The 23,802-nt window shown below is 72.2% G+C and carries 19 protein-coding genes; 9 read left to right on the forward strand and 10 right to left on the reverse strand.

Going from position 1 to position 23,802, the window contains the following annotated elements; translation table 11 throughout:
• Window positions 1-89: 89 nt before the first annotated feature.
• The 4 genes from AB0I22_RS23725 to AB0I22_RS23740 form a co-directional block, all read right to left on the reverse strand.
• Window positions 90-1,292: a DUF5667 domain-containing protein gene (locus tag AB0I22_RS23725; protein ID WP_363132877.1), complete on the reverse strand. Its 1,203-nt coding sequence runs from the start codon at window positions 1,290-1,292 to the stop codon at window positions 90-92.
• Between the two features lie 204 nt (window positions 1,293-1,496).
• A complete protein-coding gene (locus AB0I22_RS23730; protein WP_363132878.1) occupies window positions 1,497-2,291 on the reverse strand; it encodes an ECF subfamily RNA polymerase sigma factor, BldN family in 795 nt (264 codons plus the stop codon).
• Between the two features lie 394 nt (window positions 2,292-2,685).
• Entirely contained in the window at window positions 2,686-3,702 is a 1,017-nt protein-coding gene (locus AB0I22_RS23735; RefSeq protein ID WP_363132879.1) for an HAD-IB family hydrolase, read from the reverse strand.
• Between the two features lie 78 nt (window positions 3,703-3,780).
• Complete coding sequence (locus AB0I22_RS23740; protein WP_363132880.1) at window positions 3,781-4,068, reverse strand: glutaredoxin family protein; 288 nt, start codon at window positions 4,066-4,068, stop codon at window positions 3,781-3,783.
• Window positions 4,069-4,471: 403 nt separating this feature from the next.
• On the opposite strand from AB0I22_RS23740, the gene AB0I22_RS23745 reads away from it, so the two are divergent.
• The 5 genes from AB0I22_RS23745 (at window position 4,472) to hemB (ending at window position 10,469) form a co-directional block, all read left to right on the forward strand.
• On the forward strand, window positions 4,472-5,251 hold the full coding sequence (locus AB0I22_RS23745; RefSeq protein ID WP_363132881.1) for a redox-sensing transcriptional repressor Rex: 780 nt from the start codon (window positions 4,472-4,474) through the stop codon (window positions 5,249-5,251).
• 70 nt (window positions 5,252-5,321) lie between these two features.
• Window positions 5,322-6,830: a glutamyl-tRNA reductase gene (locus tag AB0I22_RS23750; RefSeq protein WP_363132882.1), complete on the forward strand. Its 1,509-nt coding sequence runs from the start codon at window positions 5,322-5,324 to the stop codon at window positions 6,828-6,830.
• Window positions 6,827-7,825 carry a hydroxymethylbilane synthase gene (gene hemC / locus AB0I22_RS23755; RefSeq protein ID WP_363132883.1) on the forward strand — a complete coding sequence of 333 codons (999 nt, stop codon included), beginning with the start codon at window positions 6,827-6,829 and terminating at the stop codon, window positions 7,823-7,825. Before AB0I22_RS23750 ends, hemC begins: the two co-directional genes overlap by 4 nt.
• On the forward strand, window positions 7,822-9,486 hold the full coding sequence (locus AB0I22_RS23760; RefSeq protein WP_363132884.1) for a bifunctional uroporphyrinogen-III C-methyltransferase/uroporphyrinogen-III synthase: 1,665 nt from the start codon (window positions 7,822-7,824) through the stop codon (window positions 9,484-9,486). Before hemC ends, AB0I22_RS23760 begins: the two co-directional genes overlap by 4 nt.
• A complete protein-coding gene (gene hemB, locus AB0I22_RS23765) occupies window positions 9,483-10,469 on the forward strand; it encodes a porphobilinogen synthase (RefSeq protein WP_363132885.1) in 987 nt (328 codons plus the stop codon). The genes AB0I22_RS23760 and hemB overlap by 4 nt, the downstream gene beginning before the upstream one ends.
• A gap of 105 nt (window positions 10,470-10,574) precedes the next feature.
• Here hemB and AB0I22_RS23770 read toward each other — a convergent pair whose 3' ends face one another.
• On the reverse strand, window positions 10,575-11,426 hold the full coding sequence (locus AB0I22_RS23770; RefSeq protein WP_363132886.1) for a helix-turn-helix transcriptional regulator: 852 nt from the start codon (window positions 11,424-11,426) through the stop codon (window positions 10,575-10,577).
• Window positions 11,427-11,568: 142 nt separating this feature from the next.
• Between AB0I22_RS23770 and AB0I22_RS23775 the strand changes: the two genes are divergently transcribed.
• The gene (locus AB0I22_RS23775) at window positions 11,569-12,042 is read left to right on the forward strand and encodes an ATP-binding protein (RefSeq protein ID WP_363132887.1); all 474 of its coding nucleotides are present in this window, start codon (window positions 11,569-11,571) and stop codon (window positions 12,040-12,042) included.
• Between the two features lie 126 nt (window positions 12,043-12,168).
• Here AB0I22_RS23775 and AB0I22_RS23780 read toward each other — a convergent pair whose 3' ends face one another.
• Window positions 12,169-12,858: a DUF4232 domain-containing protein gene (locus AB0I22_RS23780; protein WP_363132888.1), complete on the reverse strand. Its 690-nt coding sequence runs from the start codon at window positions 12,856-12,858 to the stop codon at window positions 12,169-12,171.
• A 387-nt stretch (window positions 12,859-13,245) separates the two neighbouring features.
• Between AB0I22_RS23780 and AB0I22_RS23785 the strand changes: the two genes are divergently transcribed.
• Complete coding sequence (locus tag AB0I22_RS23785; RefSeq protein WP_363132889.1) at window positions 13,246-14,694, forward strand: helix-turn-helix domain-containing protein; 1,449 nt, start codon at window positions 13,246-13,248, stop codon at window positions 14,692-14,694.
• A 24-nt stretch (window positions 14,695-14,718) separates the two neighbouring features.
• Here AB0I22_RS23785 and argS read toward each other — a convergent pair whose 3' ends face one another.
• Window positions 14,719-16,500, reverse strand: coding sequence for an arginine--tRNA ligase (gene argS, locus AB0I22_RS23790; protein ID WP_363132890.1), 1,782 nt, complete (start codon window positions 16,498-16,500; stop codon window positions 14,719-14,721).
• A gap of 276 nt (window positions 16,501-16,776) precedes the next feature.
• Here argS and lysS point away from each other — a divergent pair, with 276 nt between their 5' ends.
• Window positions 16,777-18,543, forward strand: coding sequence for a lysine--tRNA ligase (lysS, locus tag AB0I22_RS23795; protein ID WP_363132891.1), 1,767 nt, complete (start codon window positions 16,777-16,779; stop codon window positions 18,541-18,543).
• Window positions 18,544-18,640: 97 nt separating this feature from the next.
• Here the strand turns inward: lysS and AB0I22_RS23800 are convergent, their stop codons facing one another.
• From AB0I22_RS23800 to AB0I22_RS23810, 3 genes are all read right to left on the reverse strand, one after another.
• Complete coding sequence (locus AB0I22_RS23800; protein ID WP_363132892.1) at window positions 18,641-20,584, reverse strand: DUF2637 domain-containing protein; 1,944 nt, start codon at window positions 20,582-20,584, stop codon at window positions 18,641-18,643.
• An 85-nt stretch (window positions 20,585-20,669) separates the two neighbouring features.
• Window positions 20,670-21,383, reverse strand: coding sequence for a DUF3558 domain-containing protein (locus tag AB0I22_RS23805; RefSeq protein WP_363132893.1), 714 nt, complete (start codon window positions 21,381-21,383; stop codon window positions 20,670-20,672).
• Window positions 21,384-21,551: 168 nt separating this feature from the next.
• Window positions 21,552-22,439, reverse strand: a complete 888-nt coding sequence (locus AB0I22_RS23810; protein ID WP_363132894.1) for a hypothetical protein — start codon at window positions 22,437-22,439, stop codon at window positions 21,552-21,554.
• Between the two features lie 163 nt (window positions 22,440-22,602).
• Here AB0I22_RS23810 and AB0I22_RS23815 point away from each other — a divergent pair, with 163 nt between their 5' ends.
• Complete coding sequence (locus AB0I22_RS23815) at window positions 22,603-23,796, forward strand: RtcB family protein (RefSeq protein ID WP_363132895.1); 1,194 nt, start codon at window positions 22,603-22,605, stop codon at window positions 23,794-23,796.
• Window positions 23,797-23,802: the final 6 nt, after the last annotated feature.

Here is a 23,802-nt window from a genome sequence, read left to right on the forward strand (position 1 = left end):
GGTTTTTTTTTGTTGGGTGGGGGGGGGGGGGGGTGCCGGGGGGGGGGGGGGGGGGGGGGGGGCCGCCCCCCCCCCCCCCGCCTCCGGTGCTACTTCCCGTCGTCGCCGTTGATGCCCAGGCCCGGGAGCAGGCCCGGCAGCAGCGGCGGGATGGTGATGTCCGGCTTGCCGCCCGACTTGCCCTCCTTGCCGTCCTCGCCGTGGGACGGGGACGGGCTGCCGCCGTGGTGGTCCTTGGCGGGCGGATCGAGCAGGCCGGTGCCGCCGAGGAGGCCGCCGTCCTCGCTCTTCTCCGCCGACGAGGACGGAGACGGCCGGTGATCGGCGTCGCCCGGACCGGTCTCGGCCTTGGTCGGCCGGGCCGAGGGCGTCGGCTGGTCCGGGTGGTCCGGCGCGGCGTGCCGGGGGGTGCCCTGCCGGTCCGTGGAGCCGTGCCGGTCCGAGGCGGTCGGGAGCAGCGACCGCAGCGGGCCGACTTCCTGGTCTATGGCGTCGAAGACCGAACTCACCTGGTCGCGCACGTCGGTGAGCTGGAGGGGCAGCCGCTCGCGCAGCTGGTGCCAGCCCTCGCGGTGCGAGGTGGTGAAGGACGACAGCGCCTGGATCGGATTGAGCGAGCCGTCGCGCTCGTACGCCTCGTGGAGCAGCCGGTGGCCCTCGGAGGCGTCGAAGTGCATGCCGGACAGCGCCTTGCGTACCTCGCCCACGGATTCGTGGTCGAGGTCGCCGAGGCGGCCGCGCTCCAGGAGGCGGCGGGCCTCCTGCATGCGCGTGGACGCCTGGTCCAGGTAGATCTGGCCGCGGTCGGAGTCGCCGTCGGCCATGCCCAGCTTGAAGTCCTCCATGCCGCGCTTGAGTCCGTACAGCGAATCGCCGGGCAGGGCGTTGTTGCTGGCGGCCGCGACGCCTCCGAACGCGCCCGCCGCCACGCCCACCGTGAGCCCGCCGGCGGCGAGCCCCTTGGACCAGCGGGAGCGCGGCCGCAGCCTGCTCAGCGGGCTCGCCCGGTGCGCGCCCTTTCCGGAGCGCTGCTCGGGGACTTGGGCTGCGCCCTCCGCGAACTGTGCCTCCATGGCAGCGATCAACTGCGCCCGCTGCACGATTTTGACTTCGGGGTCCAACTCCGGTGCCGGTAGCTCGCCGAGCCCGCTCGCCAGGGCCAGCAGCCGATTCCGCTCGGCGTGTTCCGCCGATGGATCGGACTGCTCGGCCGTTGCGCCCTGGAGCTCCTGCTCCTCCAGGGACTGGGCGAAGGCGTTCGCCCGCCGGTGCGCCGATACGTTCGCGATCACAGGCGGCACCTCCTCTCGTCATGACGGTCGACTCCCCAGGACACCTGGAAGGTTGCACGCCTTGAGCGCGTCCACTCGATCGAGTGAGTGGCTGCGGGCATGGCGTGACCGCAGGGAGCCTGCATCCCGCACAACGAGCGGCGCGGCACTCGGGTTACGCGGTCCGGATGATCTGACCGCAGGTGAGGGGGTGGATACCGAGGGTCAGCGGGCATCGTCCGGCAGGAGCCGGGCGAGGGTTCGTACGGCACGGTATTGGAGGGTCTTGATGGCGCCTTCGTTCTTCCCCATGACGCGGGCGGTCTCGGCGACCGACAGGCCCTGGAGGAAGCGGAGGGTCACGCACTCCTGCTGCTGCGGGTTGAGCTTGCGCACCGCTTCCAGCAGCGCGGCGTTGGAGAGGGATTCGAGGACGGAGTCCTCCGGGCTGCGCTCGACCTCGTTGGCGTCGAGCATCTCGCCGGTGGTCACTTCGAGCCGGAACCGCGAGGACTTGAAGTGGTCGGCGACGAGGTTGCGGGCGATGGTCACCAGCCAGGCGCCGAAGTCGCGGCCCTGCCAGGTGAAGGTGCCGATGCGGCGCAGGGCGCGCAGGAACGTCTCGCTGGTGAGGTCCTCGGCGGTGGCCCTTCCGCCCACGCGGTAGTAGATGTATCGGTAAACGGTGTCGGAGTACTGGTCGTAGAGGCGGCCGAAGGCGTCGGCCTCTCCGGCCTGGGCGCGCTCGACCAGGTCCATCATGCGAGCGCTGTCACTGTCGGCGCTCGGGCGGCGGGGGGCGGTGGACGTGCCGGAACCGGTACGTCCGCGGGTGCGTCTGCCGACGGCCGTGGTGCTCTCGGCCATGGCGTAGCAGGGGCCGGCGGGACCGCCGGCGGGGGCGAGCGGGGCAAGGGCGGGGACGGCGTACGCGGTGGGGACGAAGCCGCGCAGGCGGTCGATGACCGTCGCGCGGAGCGTAGCCAGGCCCGAGGCGTCAACCCCGACGTGTGGGTACACGGGACTCCCAGAGGCAGAGCTTCCATCACGTGCAGTGCGGGACCATTCACTCGTCGTAGGGACGTGCGGGTACCGGTTTGCGTCTGAGGAGGATAACGCTTCGTATAGGCGACGCTACACCCAGTTGCTCAAATCATCGTTTACGTCCGCTCTGTTACCGGTTAACGACCGATCAAGTGTCGAACAAGTGACGGTTATTGATCGGTGTGGGGCCAGAGCTGATCGGTTGGCTGGCGTGTTGTGGCAACCCGGACACAAGGGGACTGGCGGGGGCCGTGTGGGTGCGAAACCGGCGGATTGGCTGGGGGGTGACGGCGGTTACGCCGGGCGACGGGGTTTTCGGGCCTGCCCAGGGACCGCCCCGGGCATGCCTCGGGCCCGCCCCGGGTGCGCCTCAGCGGCGGCGGCGGTGCAGCGCCACCGCTGCCGCCGCGCCGCCCGCCAGGGCGCCCACGCCCGCCGCCGCCGGGATGCCGACGCGGGCGGCTTTGCGGCCGGTGCGGTAGTCGCGCAGCCGCCAGCCGCGTTCGCGGGCGTGTTTGCGCAGGTGGGCATCCGGGTTGATGGCGTAGGGGTGGCCGACGATCGACAGCATCGGGATGTCGTTGGCGGAGTCGCTGTACGCGGCGCAGCGGTCCAGGTCCAGGTTCTCGGCCGCGGCCAGGGCCCGTACCGCCTCCGCCTTCGCCGGGCCGTGCAGCGGTTCGCCGACCAGCTTGCCGGTGTACACGCCGCCGATCGACTCGGCGACGGTGCCCAGCGCCCCGGTCAGCCCGAGCCGGCGGGCGATGATCGTGGCGGTCTCGACGGGGGCCGCGGTCACCAGCCAGACCTTCTGGCCCGCGTCGAGGTGGGCCTGGGCCAGCGCGCGGGTGCCCGGCCAGATGCGCTCGGCCATGTACTCGTCGTAGATCTCCTCGCCGATGGACATCAGCTCCGAGACGCGGTGCCCCTTGACGATGGACAGGGCGCTGTCGCGCGCGTCCTGCATGTGCTCGGGGTCCTCGACGCCCGCCAGCCGGAACCAGGCCTGCTGCCAGGCGAAGCGGACCAGCTCGCGCTTGCGGAAGAAGTGCCGCTTATAGAGGCCGCGGCCGAAGTGGAAGAGGGCCGCGCCCTGCATCACGGTGTTGTCGAGATCGAAGAAGGCGGCGGCCTTCTCGTCGCCGACGACGGGGAATTCCGGTTCGGCGGGCTCGGCCGGAGCGGCGGCCTCGGGTGGCTCAGTCGGCTCGACCGGCTCGGTCGGCCCGGCGCGTCCGGGAGAGGCCGGCTCGGGCCCCTCCTCCGCTGCCGTGTCGGGAGTGTTGTGCGCGGACTTGCGGGCTGCCTCCGCCGCCGCCTCGCCGGCCAGCACGCTGCGTGCGGTGGCGGAGCGCCTACGGGGGGTGAGCCATCCCAGTGCGGCCATGGCGCGAGCATAGCCAGTTTGTTCGGTGCGGCCGGACCCGGAACCATTCGGGCGCGTGAACTTCCCGCCACGCTCCGGTTACCCGCCGAGCGCTTTGCGCAGCCGGGCCGGGTCCACTCGCCAGAAGTCGTGCTGAGCGCCGTCCACCAGGATCACCGGGATCTGTTCCCAGTATTGGCGGTGGAGTTCCGCATCCTGGGTGATGTCTTTCTTTTCCCACTTCGCGCCGAGTTCCCCGCAGACCCGCTCGATGACCGCCTCCGCGTCGTCGCAGAGATGGCAGCCGGGTTTGCCGATCAGGGTCACCGTGCTGTTGGCGGGATTCTTACGGGCCGGGCGGCGCAGCAGCGGGGTCATGGCAGTCATTGTGCCCGGTGCGGGATGGCCGGCCGCGGGCCCCTCAACCGTCGGTCGGCCGCTGCCCGTCGCGCTCCGTGCGTCTTCCGCTTCTGTCCTGGATGGCCGCGAAGCGGTCGGTAAGGGTGCCCGGGGCGACTACCATGGTGGGCGATTTGTTGGTGTCCGGGGGCATAGCGGTGAGGAGTGAGGGCGCGTGCTCCCGTCGGCGAACCCGCGATACGAATGTGGTCGCGGCGGTGCGGGTGATGGTTCCCGGATGCGGCTGAAACGGCGCGTGACGCCTGTCACTTTGCTCGGACAAAGCGGACACCATCTTTGTGCACGCGTTCACAAAGACATAGCCTGCATTCGACGGGGCGGTCCTGCGACAAGATGCCGCCCGCAGCCCCGCTCTACCCGCAGGAGCACCGTGGCAACTGGCCGAACTCACCGACCGGCGACCCGAAGCCGAGGGATTCCCGAGGCCACCGTCGCCCGGCTTCCGCTGTATCTGCGTGCGCTGACCGCGCTTTCCGAGCGCTCGGTCCCCACGGTCTCGTCCGAGGAACTCGCAGCCGCCGCGGGGGTCAACTCCGCGAAGCTGCGCAAGGATTTCAGCTACCTCGGCTCGTACGGGACCCGGGGCGTCGGCTACGACGTCGAGTATCTCGTCTACCAGATCTCGCGTGAGCTCGGCCTGACCCAGGACTGGCCGGTTGTGATCGTCGGTATCGGCAACCTCGGGGCGGCGCTCGCCAATTACGGCGGCTTCGCCTCGCGCGGTTTCCGGGTCGCGGCCCTCATCGACGCCGACCCGGCCATGGCCGGCAAGCCGGTCGCGGGCCTCCCGGTCCGGCACACCGACGAACTCGAAGCGATCATCAGCGACAACGGGGTCTCCATCGGCGTCATCGCCACCCCGGCCGGCGCGGCCCAGCAGGTCTGCGACCGGCTCGTCAACGCCGGGGTCACCTCGATCCTCAACTTCGCGCCGACCGTGCTGACCGTCCCCGAGGGCGTGGACGTACGGAAGGTCGACCTGTCCATAGAGCTCCAGATCCTCGCCTTCCACGAGCAGCGCAAGGCGGGCGAGGAGTCGGAGTCCGCCGCGGCGGCCGTCGCCGCGCCGCCTCCGGTGGCCCGTACGGCCACGGGGTCCGGCGGCGGAAAGGGACCCGACGGCGATGTACCCGCCGTGATGCCGGCATGACCGGCTTCAGAGAACGCACCATCCACCACGACGTCCCCGGCGCGGGGCCCGAGCGAAGCGAGGAGAGGGCATGAGCCTCCTGGTCGTCGGCCTGAGCCACCGCAGCGCGCCGGTCAGCGTGCTGGAGCGCGCCGCCCTCGCGGCGGACGCGCGGGCGAAGCTGTTGCACGACACCCTCGCCACCGAGCCCGCGGCCGAGGCGGCGGTCCTGGCCACCTGCAACCGCATAGAGCTGTACGCGGACGTGGACAAGTTCCACGCGGGCGTCGCCGAGCTGTCCACCCTGCTCGCCCGGCACACGGGGATAGGGCTGGAGGAGCTGACGCCCTACCTCTACGTGCACTACGAGGACCGGGCCGTCCACCACCTCTTCTCGGTGGCCTGCGGGCTCGACTCGATGGTCGTCGGCGAGGGCCAGATCCTCGGCCAGATCAAGGACGCGCTCGCCCTCGGCCAGGAGCTGCACACGGCCGGCCGGCTCCTCAACGACCTCTTCCAGCAGGCCCTGCGGGTCGGCAAGCGCGCGCACAGCGAGACCGGCATCGACAAGGCCGGCCAGTCGCTGGTGACCTTCGGCCTGGAGCAGCTGGCCGACGGCGCCCCCGTGCAGGAGTGGGCGCGCGGCAAGCGCGCCCTGATCATCGGCGCCGGCTCCATGTCCTCGCTCGCCGCGGCCACCCTGGCCCGCGCCGGGGTCGCGGAGCTCGCCGTCGCCAACCGGACGCTGGAGCGCGCACGGCGCCTCGCGCTCGCGCTGACCGAGCCCGGCGGCCCGGGCGCGGCCGGGCTCACGGCCTCCGCCGTGCCGATGGCCGACGTCGCGGCCGAGCTGGCCCAGGCCGACATCGTCGTCTCCTGCACGGGCGCCACCGGCCTGGTCCTCACCGTCGAGTCGGTGCTGTCGGCCCTCACCGAGCGGCTGGCGGCGACGGCCGAGGCCCAGGCCCTGCCGGGCGGGGACGTACGCGCCGAATACGTACGCGGCGGCGATGACACGGACCCGGAGCGCGGCCAGGGCGACGACTGCCCCCTCGGCCTCGCCGACGACGCGCGCCGCTCCGCGCCGCTCCTGCACCTCCTCGACCTCGCGATGCCGCGCGACGTGGACGCCGCCGCGCACCGGGTCGAGTACGTACGGCTCGTCGACATCGAGTCGCTCGCCGAGGCGTCCGCCGACGCGCCCATGGCCGCCGACGTCGACCGGGTCCGCGCGATCGTCGCGGACGAGGTCGAGGCGTTCGGGGCCGCCCAGCGCGCCGCGCACATCACGCCCACCGTGGTCGCGCTGCGCACCATGGCGGCGGACCTCGTCGCGAGCGAGATCACGCGGCTGGACGGCCGCCTTCCGGACCTGGACGACAAGGAGCGCGCGGAGATCACCCAGACCGTCCGCCGGGTCGTCGACAAACTCCTGCACGCGCCCACCGTGCGGGTCAAGCAGCTGGCCGCGACGCCCGGCGGCGCCGGGTACGCGGACGCGCTGCGCGAACTCTTCGACCTCGACCCGCAGGCGGTCGCCGCCGTCAGCCGGGCGGACACGCGGTCCGACAGGCAGAACACAGCACGGGAGCGGGCATGAACGACACCTCACTCACGGCGGCCGCCGACAGCCGGCCGCTCCGGCTGGGCACCCGGCGCAGCAAGCTCGCCATGGCCCAGTCAGCTCAGGTCGCCGAGGCGGTGCGCACGCTCACCGGGCGCGCCGTGGAGCTCGTCGAGATCACGACGTACGGCGACACCTCACGCGAGCACCTCGCGCAGATCGGCGGCACCGGCGTCTTCGTCTCCGCGCTGCGCGACGCGCTGCTCGCCGGTGACATCGACTTCGCCGTGCACTCGCTGAAGGACCTGCCGACCGCCGAGCCGGCCGGGCTGGTGCTGGCCGCGATCCCGGCCCGCGAGGACCCGCGCGACGTGCTGGTCGCCCGCGACGGGCTCGACTTCGAGTCGCTGCCCGCGGGCGCCCGGGTCGGCACCGGCTCGCCGCGCCGGATGGCGCAGCTGAACGCGTGGGCGCGCTCGCTCGGCCAAGACATCGAGACCGTGCCGATCCGCGGCAACATCGACACCCGCGTCGGGTACGTCACCGGCGGGGAACTGGACGGCGTCGTGCTGGCCGCGGCCGGCCTCACCCGCATCGGCCGGATCGGGGAGGCGAGCCAGTTCCTGCCCGCCGACTCGATCCTGCCCGCCCCCGGCCAGGGGGCCCTGGCAGTCGAGTGCGTAGCCGACCAGGTCGGCGCCGCCCCCGGACTCGCCAGCGTGCTCGCCGAGCTCGACGACCCGTTCACCCGGGCCGCCGTGACCGCCGAGCGTTCCCTGCTCGCCGCCCTGGAGGCCGGCTGCTCCGCACCTGTGGGTGCGCTGGCCGACCTGCAGGCCGACGGGCAGGCTGTCACCGTAATGCGCCTGCGCGGCGTCGTCGGCTCGACCGACGGCTCGACGCTGGTGCAGCTGTCCACCACCGGTCCCGTTCCGGCCTCCAGTGACGCAGCCTCGGCCCTCGGCCGGGAACTCGCCGCCGAGATGCTGGCCAAGGGTGCGGCCGGTCTTATGGGGGAGCGAGCACTTTGAACCCCACCGCCCCTAATCACCCCGCGCTCGGGCACGTCACCTTCCTCGGTGCCGGTCCCGGAGACCCGGGACTGCTGACGCTCCGAGCCGTGGAGGCACTGGCGGCAGCGGATGTACTGATCGCCGATCCGTCCGTACTCGAAGTGGTACGTGCGCACGTGCGCGCCAACGTGGCCGTGGAGAGTCACGGCATGCCTGCCCAGGCGGTAGCTGATGGCTCATCAAGTGCCGCCGAGGTCCCGGTTCTTAGGGACACCGCCAATCTTGTCATGGGGGCGGCGCGGAGCGGCAAGCGGGTCGTCCGTGCGGTCGTCGGCGACCCCGGGCTGGACGGCAACGCCGCCGACGAGATGCTGGCCTGCGCCGCCGAGGGGGTGACCTTCGAGGTGGTGCCCGGCGTCGCCAACGCGGTGGGCGTGCCCGCCTACGCCGGAGTGCCGCTGCACGACGCGAGCGGCGCCGACGTCCGGTTCCTGGACGCCCGTACCGCCTCCGACCGGTGCTGGGCGGAGGTCGGCGCGAGCGAGGTGACCGTGGTGGTCACCGCCACCCTCGACACCGTCGCCGCCACCGCGAGCGAGCTGATCACGGCCGGGCGCAAGCCCGACACCCCGATGACCGTCACCGTCGCGGGCACCACGACGCGCCAGCGCACCTGGTCGGTGACGCTCGGCTCGGTGGCGCAGACGCTCAAGGCCGCGAAGGTGCTGCCGTCGCCGAACGGCGGGCAGCCCGTGATAGCCGTGGTCGGCGAGCGCAGCGCGGCCGCGCAGCGCGACCGGCTCTCGTGGTTCGAGTCCAAGCCGCTGTTCGGCTGGAACGTGCTCGTGCCGCGCACCAAGGAGCAGGCCGCATCGCTCTCCGACCAGCTCCGTTCGTACGGCGCCGTGCCCAGCGAGGTGCCGACGATCGCCGTCGAGCCGCCGCGCACCCCGCAGCAGATGGAGCGCGCGGTCAAGGGCCTGGTCACCGGGCGCTACGAGTGGATCGCCTTCACCTCCGTGAACGCCGTCAAGGCGGTGCGCGAGAAGTTCGAGGAGTACGGGCTCGACGCGCGCGCCTTCGCCGGGATCAAGGTCGCGGCGGTCGGCGAGCAGACCGCCAAGTCGCTGGTGGACTTCGGCGTCAAGCCGGACCTGGTGCCGAGCGGCGAGCAGTCGGCCGCCGGGCTGCTGGAGGACTGGCCGCCCTACGACCCGGTCTTCGACCCGATCGACCGGGTCTTCCTGCCGCGCGCCGACATCGCCACGGAGACCCTGGTCGCCGGGCTGATCGAGCTGGGCTGGGAGGTCGACGACGTCACCGCCTACCGGACCGTACGGGCCTCCCCGCCGCCCGCCGAGACCCGCGAGGCGATCAAGGGCGGCGGCTTCGACGCGGTCCTGTTCACCTCGTCCTCGACCGTGCGGAACCTGGTCGGCATCGCCGGCAAGCCGCACAACGTGACCGTGATCGCCTGCATCGGCCCGGCCACCGCCAAGACCGCCGAGGAGCACGGGCTGCGCGTGGACGTCATGTCGCCCGAGCCCTCGGTGCACAAACTGGCCGCGGCGCTCGCGGACTTCGGGGCCGCGCGGCGCGAGGCCGCGCTGGAGGCCGGCGACCCGGTCACCCGCCCCAGCGAGCGGCGGCCCGGATCGCGTAGGAGGGCACGGAGTTGAGCACGAACTACGGAAGTTTCCCCGGGGCGCGCCCGCGGCGGCTGCGCACCACCCCGGCCATGCGCCGGATGGTCGCCGAGACCCGGCTGCACCCGGCCGACCTGATCCTGCCCGCCTTCGTGCGGGAGGGCGCCGCCGAGCCGGTGCCGGTCGCCTCCATGCCGGGCGTCGTCCAGCACACCCGCGACAGCCTGCGCAAGGCGGCCGTCGAGGCGGTCGAGGCGGGCGTCGGCGGGTTCATGCTCTACGGCGTGCCCGAGGAGAAGGACGCGGTCGGCAGCCGGGGCACGGACCCCGACGGCATCCTCCAGGTCGCGATCCGGGACGTTCGGTCCGAGGTCGGCGACGACCTGGTGATCATGTCGGACCTCTGCCTGGACGAGTACACCGACCACGGCCACTGCGGCGTCCTCGACGAGCACGGCCGGGTGGACAACGACGCGACGCTGGAGCGGTACGCCGAGATGGCGCGCGTCCAGGCCGACGCGGGCGTCCACACGGTCGCGCCCAGCGGCATGATGGACGGCCAGGTCCGGGTCGTCCGCGAGGCGTTGGACGGCGCGGGCCACCAGGACGTCTCCATCCTGGCCTACACCGCCAAGTACGCCTCCGCGTTCTTCGGCCCGTTCCGGGAGGCCGTCGCCTCCTCGCTGACCGGCGACCGCAAGACGTACCAGCAGGACCCGGCCAACGCCCGGGAGTCCCTGCGCGAGCTGGCGCTCGACATCGAAGAGGGCGCCGACATGGTCATCGTCAAGCCGGCGCTGCCCTACCTGGACATCCTGCGGCAGGTCGCGGACACGGTGGACGTGCCGGTCGCCGCGTACCAGGTCTCCGGCGAGTACGCGATGGTCGAGGCCGCCGCCGCCAACGGGTGGGTCGACCGCGACCGCATCATCATGGAGACCCTCGTCGGCGCCAAGCGCGCGGGCGCGAGCATGATCCTCACCTACTGGGCGGCGGAGGCCGCGCGGCAGCTCTGACGCCGATGTGACGTTGGTTTTCCTGCGTCCAGCCCCCGACGGTCCGCCCGTCGGGGGCTGTCGTGCGTACGGGCGTCGGCGCGGCGAAGGCGGCGCGGGGCGGGCTCACACCGCGCGGGCGATGGCGCGGACGAAGTCGCGGGAGCGCGCCCGGTCGAGGGCCAGCTCCTCCATCCGGTCCAGCAGCGCCCGGTACTTGGCGAGCTGGTCCGCCGCGTCCAGCAGCGCGGGCCCGTGCGACTGGTCCAGCTGCACGGTGTCGAGCTGCGCCACCGGCCCCGACGCGTACAGGATGGTCTGCCCCGCGCCCGGGAACTCGCCCCGCTCGAAGGGGATCGCCAGCACCCGTACGTTCTCCCGCCCGCTCATCTCCACGAGATGGTCGAGCTGGGCGCGGGTCGTCTCCCGGCCGCCGAACCGCATGCGCAGCGCGGCCTCGTGGATGATCGCCGTGTACGGCATCGGGGCGGCGCGGCGGAGGACCTCCTGGCGCCTCATGCGGTGCGCGACCCGGTGCTCGACCTCGTGGGGCGGCAGCGGCGGCACGCCCTGGTTGAAGATGACGCGGGCGTGGTCGACGGTCTGGAGGAGGCCGGGCAGGATGGAGGTCTGCGCCGTGCGCAGCTCCACGGCGTGGTGCTCGATCTCGGCGAGATCGAGCAGCCCCGGCGGCAGCGTGGCGCGGTACTCCTCCCACCAGTGACGGGTGCGGTTGCCCGTAAGGGCGCTGAGCGCGTCGACGAGTTGACGGTCGGCGCAGCCGTACGTCCGGGCCAGGGCGCGCAGCCGCTCGGCGCTGACGCCGGCCCGCCCGGACTCGATGTTGCTGATCCGGGCCTGGTCGGCGCCGAGCAGCGCGCCCGCCTCCGAGGCCGTCATGCCCGCCCGCTCGCGGAGCTTGCGGAGTTCTGAGCCCAGCCGCTGCTGGCGGGCCGTGGGGGCGCTCCTCGGTGGCATCGGCCTCCTCCCTCGTCACGCCCAGTCTGGCGGCGCGCACCCCCGGGGGTCCATCGGGTGCATGTATTTTCCGGAAGCCGCGTCCCGCGCGCACCGACTGCCTTACGGTGTGTGTCACTTCGCTCACGCTAGGGAGGCGCGTATGAGTTGTGCGCCGGAGCCGTTCGAGGCCGGGCCGCCCGAGGACTGGGAGTACACCCTCCAGGTGCCGCGCGACCCGCTCGCCCCCTGCATCGCGCGCCGGACGCTGCGCACCATCTTCGAGGAGCACGGCTTCTCCGAGTACGCCGACACCGCGGAGCTGCTGACCTCCGAACTCGTCACCAACTCCTACCGCTACGCCGACGGGCCCGCCTCCGTGCGGGTACGGCGGGACGGGGAGCGGGTGCGGGTGAGCGTGTGGGACGCCAACCCCAAGCTGCCCGCCCTGGCGACGGCGGTGGGGCCGGCCGTGCCGCCCCCGGACGTCGAGCGGGGGCGCGGGCTGGGGCTCGTGCGGCTGTACGCGGACAGCTGGGGCGGCTTCCTGCTGCGGGATCAGCAGCAGGGGCTGGGCGGCAAGATGATGTGGTTCGAACTCGGCGGCGGCGTCCCGGGGGCCTCCGCCGACCCCTGAGCGGGGTGAGACACCCGCACCGGGTGGAAGCGGGGGCGATCACTCGGTGCGGGCGTCTCCGTGGGCGGGGTCGTCGCCCACGGTCTGCGGCGCGTCCCGGCCGCCGGGCCGGGACGCGGGGGCGGCCTAGTTGACGGCGTCGGCCTTCTCGCGCTGCCAGTAGGTGACCTGGGCGTTGTCGTCGTAGTACGCGCTGCCGCCGGGCAGCGCCGGGTGGGCGGCCGAGCCGGTGGAGCCGTCGTTGTCGGCGTTGCCGAAGTAGACGGCCAGCGAGTCGGCGGTGCGGCCGTGGTCGCCGTCGGCGCCGAGGGCGACCCCCGCGTACGCCGATTCGCCGGGCCGGAGGGTGACCACGGCCTGCGGCTTGGTGTCCTCCATCGGCGCGGCGGACACGGACTGGTCCTCGCCGAACCGGAGCATCGGGTAGTAGTACGCGTTGCACGCCTGTGAGCCGGTGTTGGTGGCCGTCAGCAGCAGGTAGTGCGAGGGGCGCGTCGGGGTCTCGGCGGTGACCTCGACGTTGTCCCCGGAGCAGGCGAGCTCGACGGGCCCCTGGTCGCCCCCGCCGCTCTTGGACACGGCGCCGCTCTTGCCGCCCAGCCGGGCCGTGGCGCCGGTGTTCTTCTCGGAGTGACCGGGCGCGCTGTCGGCCTTGGGGTCGTTGACGGAGCCGCCCGAGGCCGCGGAAGCGGTGGCGCTCGCGCCGGCCGGGGCGGCCTTGTCGGTCCCTCCAGACTGGCAGGCGGTCAGGGAGACGGCGGCGGCGAAGGCCGCGACGGCGACGGCGATGGTGCGGGTGCGGCGGGACTTGGCCATGATCGGAGTTCTCCCCGTGCGGATCAGAAGGATCAGAAGGAACGAAGGATCAGAAGGAATGGAGGACCAGAAGGAATGGAGGATCAGAAGGAATGGACGAGCGCCACGACGGTGACGGTGGACGCCACGAGCACGGCCACGGCCACGGCGTCGATGAAGCTGAACCGGTCGCGTGAAGGCATGACTGCTCCTGGGCGGATGGCGCTGGAAGGGTGGAAGGCCGCGGTACTCGCCGCGGCATGTCCACAGCCTGCGAGGCGTCCTGTTCCCGCCGCAACGGCCGCCCGAGTATTGGGGAAGCTGGAACGGCCGCGCATAATCTGACCTGGGGAGAAGCCCCACCCCTGGAACGCGCTTCTGGGACGGACTTGGAGGGGGCCGGTGGGTGTGGCGAGTGAGACAGAGGACTTTGCCGCTCTGCTCCGGGAGCTGAAGGGCCGCTCGGCACGCAGCTACGGCGTGCTGGCCGGAAAGCTCCACGTGAGCACGTCCACGCTGCACCGCTACTGCAACGGCGACGCCGTGCCCACCGACTACGCACCCGTGGAACGTCTCGCGCGGCTGTGCGGGGCGACGCCGGACGAGCTGGTGGAGGTGCACCGGCGCTGGATCGTCGCGGACGCGGCCCGGCGGCGCAAGCCTTCGTCGGCGGCGACCGCCGCACCGGAGGCCCAGCCGGAGCGGGAGCAGGAGCCGGGGGCGGGACCGCGAGTGGAGCCCGTACCGAAGGCTGTACGGGAGGACGCGCCCGTACGGGAGTCCGCGGCGGAACCCGTGCCCGTACCGCCGGCGGAGGCCGGGCCCGCGGCCGAGTCCGCGGCCGAGCCCGCACCGGAACCCGAGCGTCCGGTCCGTCGCTGGACGCGGAAGCGGGCCGCCCTCGTGGGCGTCGGGGTGGTGGCCCTCGCCGTGCCCGCCGCCGTGGCGGTGGCGCAGGTGACCGGGGCGGCGGACGAAGGCAAGGAGAAGCCCGCGGGCTACTCCGCCTCGCGCCTGCCGAGCGCAGACCCGAGTGCGCCGCGGGCGTCGAAGAGCGGCTCGCCGGACGGCGCCTCCAAGGAGGGCGACGGGGCCGAGACGTCCAAGAGCGGTTCACCCTCGCCGACGGCGTCGGGCGGCGCGGAGGCTCCCGGCGGGGATCCCGGCGCGGGCCTCGCCCCGAGCAAGGACACGGGCACGGGCCGGGGCAAGGGCCAGGGCGGGGACGTTTCGGGCGAGCCGCTGACCGTGAGCAGCCGGATCAACTCCTGGGAGGACCGCTGCTCCCAGTACTACCTGCTGGGCGACACGCCCGCCCAGGTGCCGCGGCCGCCGACCGAGCAGGACACCGGGGCCTGGGCGCGGAACCTGGGCGCGGTCACCGGCGGCACCTCGAAGACCCAGCTGGTCGTGCAGGGGAAGAGCGAGAAGACGGTGGTGCTACAGGCGATGCACGTGCGCGTGGTGGGGCGTTCGGCACCGCTCGACTGGTCGTCGTTCTCCATGGGGAGCGGCTGCGGCGGCGGGATGACGCCGAGGTCGTTCGACATCGACCTCGACGCCGGAGCCCCGGTGACGCGGCCGGTCGCCGGGGAGCAGGGCGATCTGAAGATCCCCGCCACGGACTTCCCGTACAAGGTGTCGCTGAACGATCCGCAGGTGCTGAACATCCAGGCGCACACCGACGGCCACGACGTCAGCTGGTATCTGGAGCTGGAGTGGAGCAGCGGCGGCCGGCACGGCACGACGCGGATCTACGACCACGGCAAGCCGTTCCGTACATCCGGGCTGAAGGACGCGCCGAAGTACGCGTACAACGATGAGAAGAAGGGCTGGGAGCGGGACACCGCTTCGTAGCGTCCCGCCCCCGGGGACCTTCCGCTACAGGCGCTCGGGGGTGCGGATGCCCAGGAGCGCCATGCCCTGCCGCAGCGTGCGGCCGGTGAGCTCGCACAGGAAGAGACGGTTCTCGGCCACGTCGGCGGGGACCTCGGGCTTGAGGACCGGGCACTGGTCGTAGAACGTCGTGTAGTGCGAGGCGAGCTGGTAGAGGTACGCGGCGAGCTTGTGCGGCTCGTACGTCTCGGCGACCGAGGCCAGGATCTCGGCGAAGTCGTCGAGGTGCAGGCCCAGCGCGCGCTCGGCGGGGGCCAGCGCCAGCTCCGGGTGGGGCGCCGGGTGCTTGCCGTCCGCCTTGCGCAGGATGGACTGGATGCGCGCGTACGCGTACTGGAGGTAGACGCTGGTGTCGCCGTTGAGGGACACCATCCGGTCGAGGTCGAAGACGTAGTCGCGGGTCATCGAGGTGGACAGGTCGGCGTACTTGACCGCGCCGATGCCCACCTGCGCGCCGCGCTCGGCGATCTCGTCCTCGGTGAGGTCCTTGGCCTTCTCCCGTACGACGGCCGACGCGCGGTCGATCGCCTCGTCCAGCAGGTCGACCAGCCGGACGGTCTCGCCCTCACGGGTCTTGAAGGGCTTGCCGTCCTTGCCGAGCACGGTCCCGAAGGGGAGCTGCCGCGCGGTGTCCTCGGGGAGCCAGCCCGCCCGGCGGGCGGTCTCGAAGACCATCCGGAAGTGCAGCGCCTGCCGGGCGTCCACGACGTAGAGGAGCGTGTCGGCGCCCAGCGTGCCGACCCGGTCGCGGATGGCCGCGAGGTCGGTGGCCGCGTAGCCGAAGCCGCCGTTGGACTTCTGGACGATGAGCGGCGTCGGGTTGCCGTCCGGGCCCTTGACGTCGTCGAAGAAGACGCACAGGGCGCCGTCGGAGCGGACGGCGACGCCGGACTCCTCCAGCTCCTTGACGACGTTGATCAGGTCGTCGTTGTACGCGCTCTCGCCGACGATGTCCGCGTCCCGGATCTCCACGTCGAGCTTCTCGTACACGGCCCGGAAGTAGATCTTCGACTCGTCGACGATCTTGTGCCAGAGGGCGAGGGTCTCCTCGTCGCCGGACTGGAGGGACACCACCCGGTCGCGGGCGCGGCCCTTGAACTCCTCGTCGGAGTCGAAGAGCGCGCGCGACGCCTTGTAGAGGCGGTTGAGCCGCGCCATGGCGGCCTCGCCCTCGCCCTCGGCGCCGTTCGCGGCGGCCGCGGCGTCGGAAGCGTGATCCAGCTCGGCGGGGTGCTCGATCAGGTACTGGATGAGCATGCCGAACTGGGTGCCCCAGTCGCCGATGTGGTGGCGGCGGACCACCGTCTCGCCCCGGTGCTCCAGGATCTTGACGATCGCGTCGCCGATCACCGTCGAACGCAGGTGGCCGACGTGCATCTCCTTGGCCACGTTGGGCTGGGAGTAGTCGATGACCGTGGTGCCCGGCTCCGGCGCGTACGGGACGCCGAGCCGGTCGTCGGCGGCGCGGGCCGCGAGCGTGTTCGTGATCGCGGAGTCGGCGACGGTGATGTTCAGGAAGCCGGGGCCGGAGACCTCGACATCGGAGATCAGCTCACCGGCCGGCAGCCCCTCGACGACCTTGGCGGCCAGCTCGCGGGGGTTGCCCTTCAGCTTCTTCGCCAGCGCCAGCATCCCGTTGGCCTGGAAGTCCGCCCGGTCGCTACGTCGCAGCAGCGGGTCGGCGGCGCCGGCCTCCGGCAGGGCAGCCGAGAGGGCGTCCGCGACGCGCTGGTGGACCGTGGCGGCGAGTGAAGGGACCGAAGCCATGGGATGCCGTTCCGTGAGGGGTCGTCTGGGCCGGTGCCAAGTATCCCACGGGGGCCGCGCCGGCCCGGCCGGATATTCCACGGGCGGCACGGGGCGTACGGGCTGTACGGGGCGGAGGGGTCGTACGGGCTGTGGGGGCGGAGGGGTCGTTCGTACGGGCCACGGCTTACGGTTCGCCCACCGGCCGCTTTACGGTCGGCCCGCCCGGCCGGTTAATTCACGGGCGGTCGCGGAACCCCCGGGGCACCCTTGCCGTCTGGGACAATGGTCGACGCCATGACCGCAAGGAAGGAAGTGCCGAACGTGGCTCAGAGCACCGAGGCCGACTGGGTCTCCCGATTCGCCGACGAGGTCATTGCCGAGGCGGAGCGTCATGCCCCCGGCAAACCCATTGTCTGCGCCTCGGGCCTCAGCCCCTCCGGCCCGATCCATCTGGGCAACCTGCGCGAGGTCATGACCCCGCACCTGGTCGCCGACGAGATCCGGCGCCGCGGGCACGACTGCGTGCACATCATTTCCTGGGACGACTACGACCGGTACCGCAAGGTCCCGGCCGGCATCGACCCGTCCTGGTCGGAGCACATCGGCAAGCCGCTCACCTCGGTGCCGGCCCCGCCCGGCAGCCCGTACGCCAACTGGGCCGAGCACTTCAAGGCGCCGATGATCAAGGCGCTGGAAGAGCTCGGCATCGAGTTCCGCGGCATCAGCCAGACCGAGCAGTACACCTCCGGCGCGTACCGCGAGCAGATCCTGCACGCGATGCGCGACCGCGGCCGGATCGACGGAATCCTCGACCGGTACCGGACGAAGGAGAAGCCGGGCGGCGCGGCCAAGGGCCAGAAGCAGGGCCAGAAGCAGAGCCAGAAGCCCGTCGACGAGGCCGAGCTGGAGGCCGCCGAGGGCTCCGGCGCGGCGAGCGAGGACGACGGCAGCACGGGCGGCGGGGGCTACTTCCCGTACAAGCCCTACTGCTCCGTGTGCGACCGCGACCTGACGACCGTCACCGCGTACGACGACGAGTCGACCGAGCTGTCCTACAGCTGCGTCTGCGGGCACGAGGAGACGGTGCTGCTGCGCGAGCACGACCGCGGCAAGCTGGTCTGGAAGGTCGACTGGCCGATGCGCTGGGCGTACGAGGGCGTCGTCTTCGAGCCCAGCGGCGTCGACCACTCCTCGCCCGGCTCCTCGTACGTCGTCGGCGGCCAGATCGTCCGCGAGGTCTTCGACGGCCGGCAGCCGATCGGCCCGATGTACGCCTTCGTCGGCATCAGCGGCATGGCCAAGATGTCCTCCTCGAAGGGCGGCGTGCCGACCCCGGCCGACGCGCTGGAGATCATGGAGGCGCCGCTGCTGCGCTGGCTGTACGCGCGGCGCAAGCCCAACCAGTCCTTCAAGATCGCCTTCGACCAGGAGATCCAGCGGCTGTACGACGAGTGGGACGCCCTGGAGCGCAAGATCGCGGACGGTTCGGCGCAGCCCGCCGACACCGCCGCGTACGGGCGCGCCACCCGGACCGCCGCCGCCGAGCTCCCGAAGACGCCGCGCCCGCTGCCGTACCGCACGCTCGCCTCGGTCGTGGACATCACCGGCGGCCAGGACGAGCAGACGCTGCGCATCCTCGGCGAGCTCGACCCGGCCAACCCGGTCGCCTCGCTCGACGAGACCCGGCCGCGGCTCGACCGCGCGCAGCACTGGGTCACCACCCAGGTCCCGGCCGAGCAGCGGACGATCCTGCGGGACGAGCCGGACGCCGAACTGCTGGCGTCCCTGGACGACGAGGCGCGCGAGTCGCTGCGGCTGCTGCTCGACGGGCTCGACGAGCACTGGTCGCTGGACGGGCTGACCACGCTCGTCTACGGCGTGCCGAAGATCCAGGCGGGCCTGGCCCCGGACGCCAAGCCGACGCCGGAGCTGAAGGTCGCGCAGCGCTCGTTCTTCGCGCTCCTGTACCGGCTGCTGGTGAGCCGCGACACGGGCCCGCGACTGCCCACGCTGCTGCTGGCGGTGGGGGCGGACCGGGTGCGCAAGCTGCTGGGCGCGTAGCTTTTCGCGACGTACGGACGGAGGGCCGTCACCCGGTCGATCGACCTGGGTGGCGGCCCTCCGTCATGCGCTGTGCCGTTGTGCCGTTGTGCCGGGGTCAGTGCGCGCTGTCGGCGTCGGCCTCGGACCGGTACCGGTGCCGGAAGTCGCGCAGGAACCCGCGCAGCTCGCCCTCGGTGAGAGGGCCGCCGCTCTCGCTGGTGACGCCGTCGACATCGGCGAGGTGACGGCCGAGCTGCCGGGCGTTGGGGAATTCCCCGTTGCTCTCCCTGTACCGGCGATAAGCCGAGAACAGCTGCTCCTGGTGAGCGTCCTCGTCGGCCGCTTCTTCCTGCTGCTCCTGCTCCTGCTCGTAGTCGGCGTGCTCGGGGGCGGGGGCCGGTGCCGGAGCTGTGGGCGGCGCTACGAACCAGGGGTTGACGTGCGGTTCCGCGGCCGGGGTCGCTTCGGCCGGAGCCTGTACGGGCGCGGGGGCGCCGTGCCCGTACGCCTGCCGGTGCTCCTCGGCTGCGGGCTGGTGCGAGGCGTACTGCGGCTGGCCCGCGGCGGTCGCCTGCCCGGTGGCCGGGAACTGCTGAGTGGCGGGGGCGGCTTCGGCGTATTGGGCCTGCTGGTGCTGCTGGGCTTGCTGGTTCTGCTGGGCGGCGTATTGGGCCTGGTGGTGGGTGGGGTGGTCGCCCTGCGGGTTCTGCTGGTGCTGCTGGTTCTGCTGGGGCGCGTGCTCGGCGTACTGGGGCTGCTGGTTCTGCTGCGGGCCGACGGGCGCTTGCGGGGCGTACTGCGCCTGCTGGGGAGGCTGGGGAGGCTGAGGAGCGGCGGGGGCCTGCGGCGTGCCTGAGGGCTGCTCGGACGTACGTACCTGCTGGGCCTGCTGCGCTTGTTGAATCTGCTGCGCTTGGTGGACCTGCTGGGCTTGCTGGACCTGTTGGAACTGCTGGGCTTGCTGGATCTGCTGAGGCGCGGGGGCCTGGCCGTTGACAGCGGCCTGCCCTGCGGCTGCGCCGTGGGCCGCACCGGGGTGCTGCCCCGCGTCAGAGGCCTGCTCCACGGCCGGAGCTTGGCCGTTGACAGCGGCCTGTCCCGTGGCGACGATGCCCTGCTCCGCGTCAGCGGGCCCCGCTCCCGCCGGGCCCTGCCCGGCCGCGGCGGGCTGCTGCTCCCCGGCCGTAGCCGGAGCGGCCCCAGCCGGAGTGGCCCCAGTCGGAGCGCCCCCGGCCGGAGCGGCCTCCGCCGCCCCCGCGGCCGGCTGCTCGTGCGGCAGTGGCTCGGCCGCTGCCGCGATGGCCGGGCGTTGTTGGGTAGCGGGAAGCGGCGTACTCGGCATCGGCAGGGCCGGCGGTGCCGGATTGATGCCCGCAGAGGCCAGCCCCGCGGGGCCGGTCTCCGAGAGCGGTACCCCGAAGCGTGCCAGGCGCAGCGGCATCAGGGACTCGACGGGCGCCTTGCGCCGCCAGGCACGGCCGTAGCGGGCCTGGAGCCGGGCGCGGTAGACGAGGCGGTCCTGTTCCAGCTGGATGACCTGCTCGTAGCTGCGCAGCTCCCACAGCTTCATCCGGCGCCACAGACGGAAGGTGGGGACGGGGGAGAGCAGCCAGCGGGTGAGGCGGACGCCTTCCATGTGGCGGTCGGCGGTGATGTCGGCGATCCGGCCGACGGCGTGCCGCGCCGCCTCGACGGAGACGACGAAGAGCACCGGGATGACCGCGTGCATGCCGACGCCGAGCGGGTCGGGCCAGGCGGCGGCGCCGTTGAAGGCGATGGTGGCGGCGGTGAGCAGCCAGGCGGTCTGGCGCAGCAGCGGGAAGGGGATCCGCATCCAGGTGAGGAGCAGGTCCAGGGCCAGGAGGACGACGATGCCGGCGTCGATGCCGATGGGCAGGACGTCGGCGAAGCCGCCGAAACCCTTCTTGAGGGCGAGGTCGCGCACGGCGGAGTACGAACCGGCGAAGCCGATTCCGGCGATCACCACCGCTCCCGCCACGACGAGACCGATCAATATGCGGTGCGTACGCGTCAGCTTGGTCACTTCCGTCGCGGACACCCGCGATACCTCCCCGCCCTCGAATACCGGCGCGCCAAGACTGGCACACCCGTTCGGGGCGGGGCGCGGCGGCTGTTGCTATGGGCTACTTGTTGGCGGCGGCGATGGAGGCGAGAGCCTCCTTGGCGGCGGCCTCCGCCAGCTTCAGCAGGTCGTCGGCGTTGGGCGACTTGGCGCCCTGGAAGCCCGCGCCGTCGTACTGGACGGTGACGACGGCGTTGGCGCTACGGGCCACGACCCGCTGGTCGCGGTAGTTGTCGCCGCCCTTCCTGGACTCGGCCTTGACCGTGGCGGCCTGGTCGCCGACGCCGTCGGCGGTGCCGGTCTTGACGTTCTTCGCGCCCTCCGCCTTGGCGGCCTTGTCGGCCTCCTGGGTGACGAACGCCGTGGCGCGCTGGTCGCCGGAGCCGAAGGTGGGGTGGGAGGGGAAGACGTTCACCTCGATGGTGAGGGAGCGGTACTGCATGTCCTTGAGGTCGTCGTCGTCCGTGCCGTTCCACAGGCAGGAGGTGGAGCTGCCGCTCCTGGGGGGCTTCAGGACCTTGCCGTTCTTCTCGTTCACGTTGGGAACGAGCTTCTCGACCGTCTTGGTGGAGATCTCCTTGCAGGCCTCGGGGATCTTGGAGAACGCGGCGGCCTTGACGGTGGGCGAGGCGCTGGCCGAGGAGGAGGCGGAGGACGAGCTCGACGAGTCCTTCTTCTTCGAGCCGGAGTCGTCGGAGCAGCCGGTGGCGACGAGCATCACCGGTACTGCTCCGCAGGCGAGGATTCGGGCGAGTCGCGGGGCTGTGCTGCGCATGGGTCCTTCGCTCATTCGGTGTCGACGGGTTGTCCGGGGGCCGGCCGGCTCCGGTGCCGGAACCGGCCGGGCGGGCCCGGCGCCGGAACCGGCGGGAACCGGGCGGGCTATCGGCACGGTACGCGGCCGGGGCGCGGGGGCGGCCCAAGTGTGGCGATACTCGCCGGATCAGTCGCTGAAGTAACCGGCGAGTTCATTGGCCAGACCGCGGGCCTTGCCCTGGAGGTCCTCGCTGCTGGGGGTGTGCTGCTTGTCGGCCGCCCACTGGTCGTATCCGACGGTGACCAGGACGTTCGAGGAGCGGAAGACGACGGTGATGTCGCGGTGCACGCCGGAGTCGGCGGTGGCGAGCCGGTCGTTGAGGAAGGCGTCGTCGCCGAGGTCGTCGAGGAGCCTGGGGGCGAGGTCGGCGGCGTTCGTGGTGGGGGAGGCGGGGGCGGTGGGGACGCCGGAGGTGGGGGTGGGGCTCGTACCGGCTTCGTGCTCGGCGGTGAGCTGAGCGGACTCGCCGCCCGGTGTGCCGTTCTTCTTCGACTTCGGGGAGCCGACGGAGTCATTGGTCGCCGGGTGGCCCGGGGGGTGGGCCGAGGAGGAGCCGGTCGGGATGTTCGCGGCGCTGGCCCGTGCCTCGTAGAGCTGCCGCGCCCGGTCGTCGTCGCTGACCGCCGGGTCGTAGGAGACCACGCGCTCGTAGTCGACCGTCAGGTGGCGGGTGCCCTCGGGCGTCTCCAGGCTCCAGCGGCAGCCGACGCGGCGGTCGGTGTCGTAGGTGAGGGCGGGCTGGCCGGCGTACGTCTTCTCGGCGTCCTGCTCGCTCTGGTCGTCGACGCCGGGCAGCATGGTGCGCAGCGTCTTGCGGTCGACCTTTCCGCAGGGCTCGGGGAGCGACTGGTACTTGCCGGGCTCGGCGGCGGTCGCGGACGGGCTGGAGTCCCCGGACTTGGCGTCGTCGCCGGTGCCGGTCGCGCCGGAGCCCGAGCTGCAGCCGCTCGCCAGCCCGACGCTGAGCACGGCCGCGGCCAGTGCGGCGACCGGTGCGTACGCCTTTCGCTGCACTGTTCAAGGCCCCTTTCGCCGGAAAACTGGTTGCCGCCCGAAGACGGCGGCTGGACACAATGTCTACCGCACGTACTGCCGCGCCTGCCGGTTCGCCGCCGTCAATCCGACGTTAGGCCCGGCATTTGCGCTTTGAGGGTTTTGTGGGGGAATGAGGTAAGTCATGTCGTACACCGAGGTACCCGGGGCACAGGTCCCGATCCGCATGTGGGCCGATCCGGCGGCGGTCGAGGGCGTCGCGATGCAGCAGCTGCGCAATGTCTCCACGCTGCCGTGGATCAAGGGCCTGGCGGTGATGCCGGACGTGCACTACGGCAAGGGTGCGACGGTCGGCTCGGTGATCGCCATGCGCGGGGCGGTCTGCCCGGCGGCTGTCGGGGTGGACATCGGCTGCGGCATGTCGGCCGTCAAGACATCGCTCACCGCCAACGATCTGCCGGGCGATCTGTCGCGGCTGCGCTCGAAGATCGAGCAGGCGATTCCGGTGGGGCGGGCGATGCACGACGAGGCGGTCGATCCAGGGCGTATCCACGGCTTCCCGACGGCCGGATGGGACGACTTCTGGGCGCGGTTCGACGGGGTGGCGGAGGCGGTCAAGTTCCGGCAGGGGCGGGCCGTGAAGCAGATGGGTTCGCTCGGCGCGGGCAACCACTTCATCGAACTCACGTACGACGAGACGGGCGCCGTCTGGCTGATGCTGCACTCCGGCTCCCGCAACATCGGCAAGGAACTGGCCGAACACCACATCGGCAAGGCGCGGGACCTCCCGCACAACCAGGGCCTCGTCGACCGCGACCTCGCGGTCTTCATCGCCGACACCCCGCAGATGGCGGCCTACCGGCACGACCTCTTCTGGGCGCAGGAGTACGCGAAGCACAACCGGGCCATCATGATGGCCCTCTTCCAGGACGTCGTCCGCCGCGAGTTCAAGAAGGCGCGCGTCACCTTCGACCCTGTCATCTCCTGCCACCACAACTACGTCGCCGAGGAGCGCTACGACGGCGTGGACCTGCTCGTCACCCGCAAGGGCGCGATCCGCGCGGGCAGCGGCGAATACGGCATCATCCCCGGCTCCATGGGCACCGGCTCGTACATCGTCAAGGGCCTCGGCAACGCCGCCTCATTCAACTCCGCCTCCCACGGCGCGGGCCGCCGCATGAGCCGCAACGCCGCGAAGAAGCGGTTCTCCACCAGCGACCTGGAGGACCAGACGCGCGGCGTGGAGTGCCGCAAGGACTCGGGCGTCGTCGACGAGATCCCGGCCGCGTACAAGCCGATCGAGCAGGTCATCGACCAGCAGCGCGACCTGGTCGAGGTCGTCGCCAAGCTCAAGCAGGTCATCTGCGTGAAGGGGTGAGCGCCG

It is taken from the genome of Streptomyces sp. NPDC050610 (genome assembly GCF_040654875.1).
GTDB lineage: Bacteria > Actinomycetota > Actinomycetes > Streptomycetales > Streptomycetaceae > Streptomyces.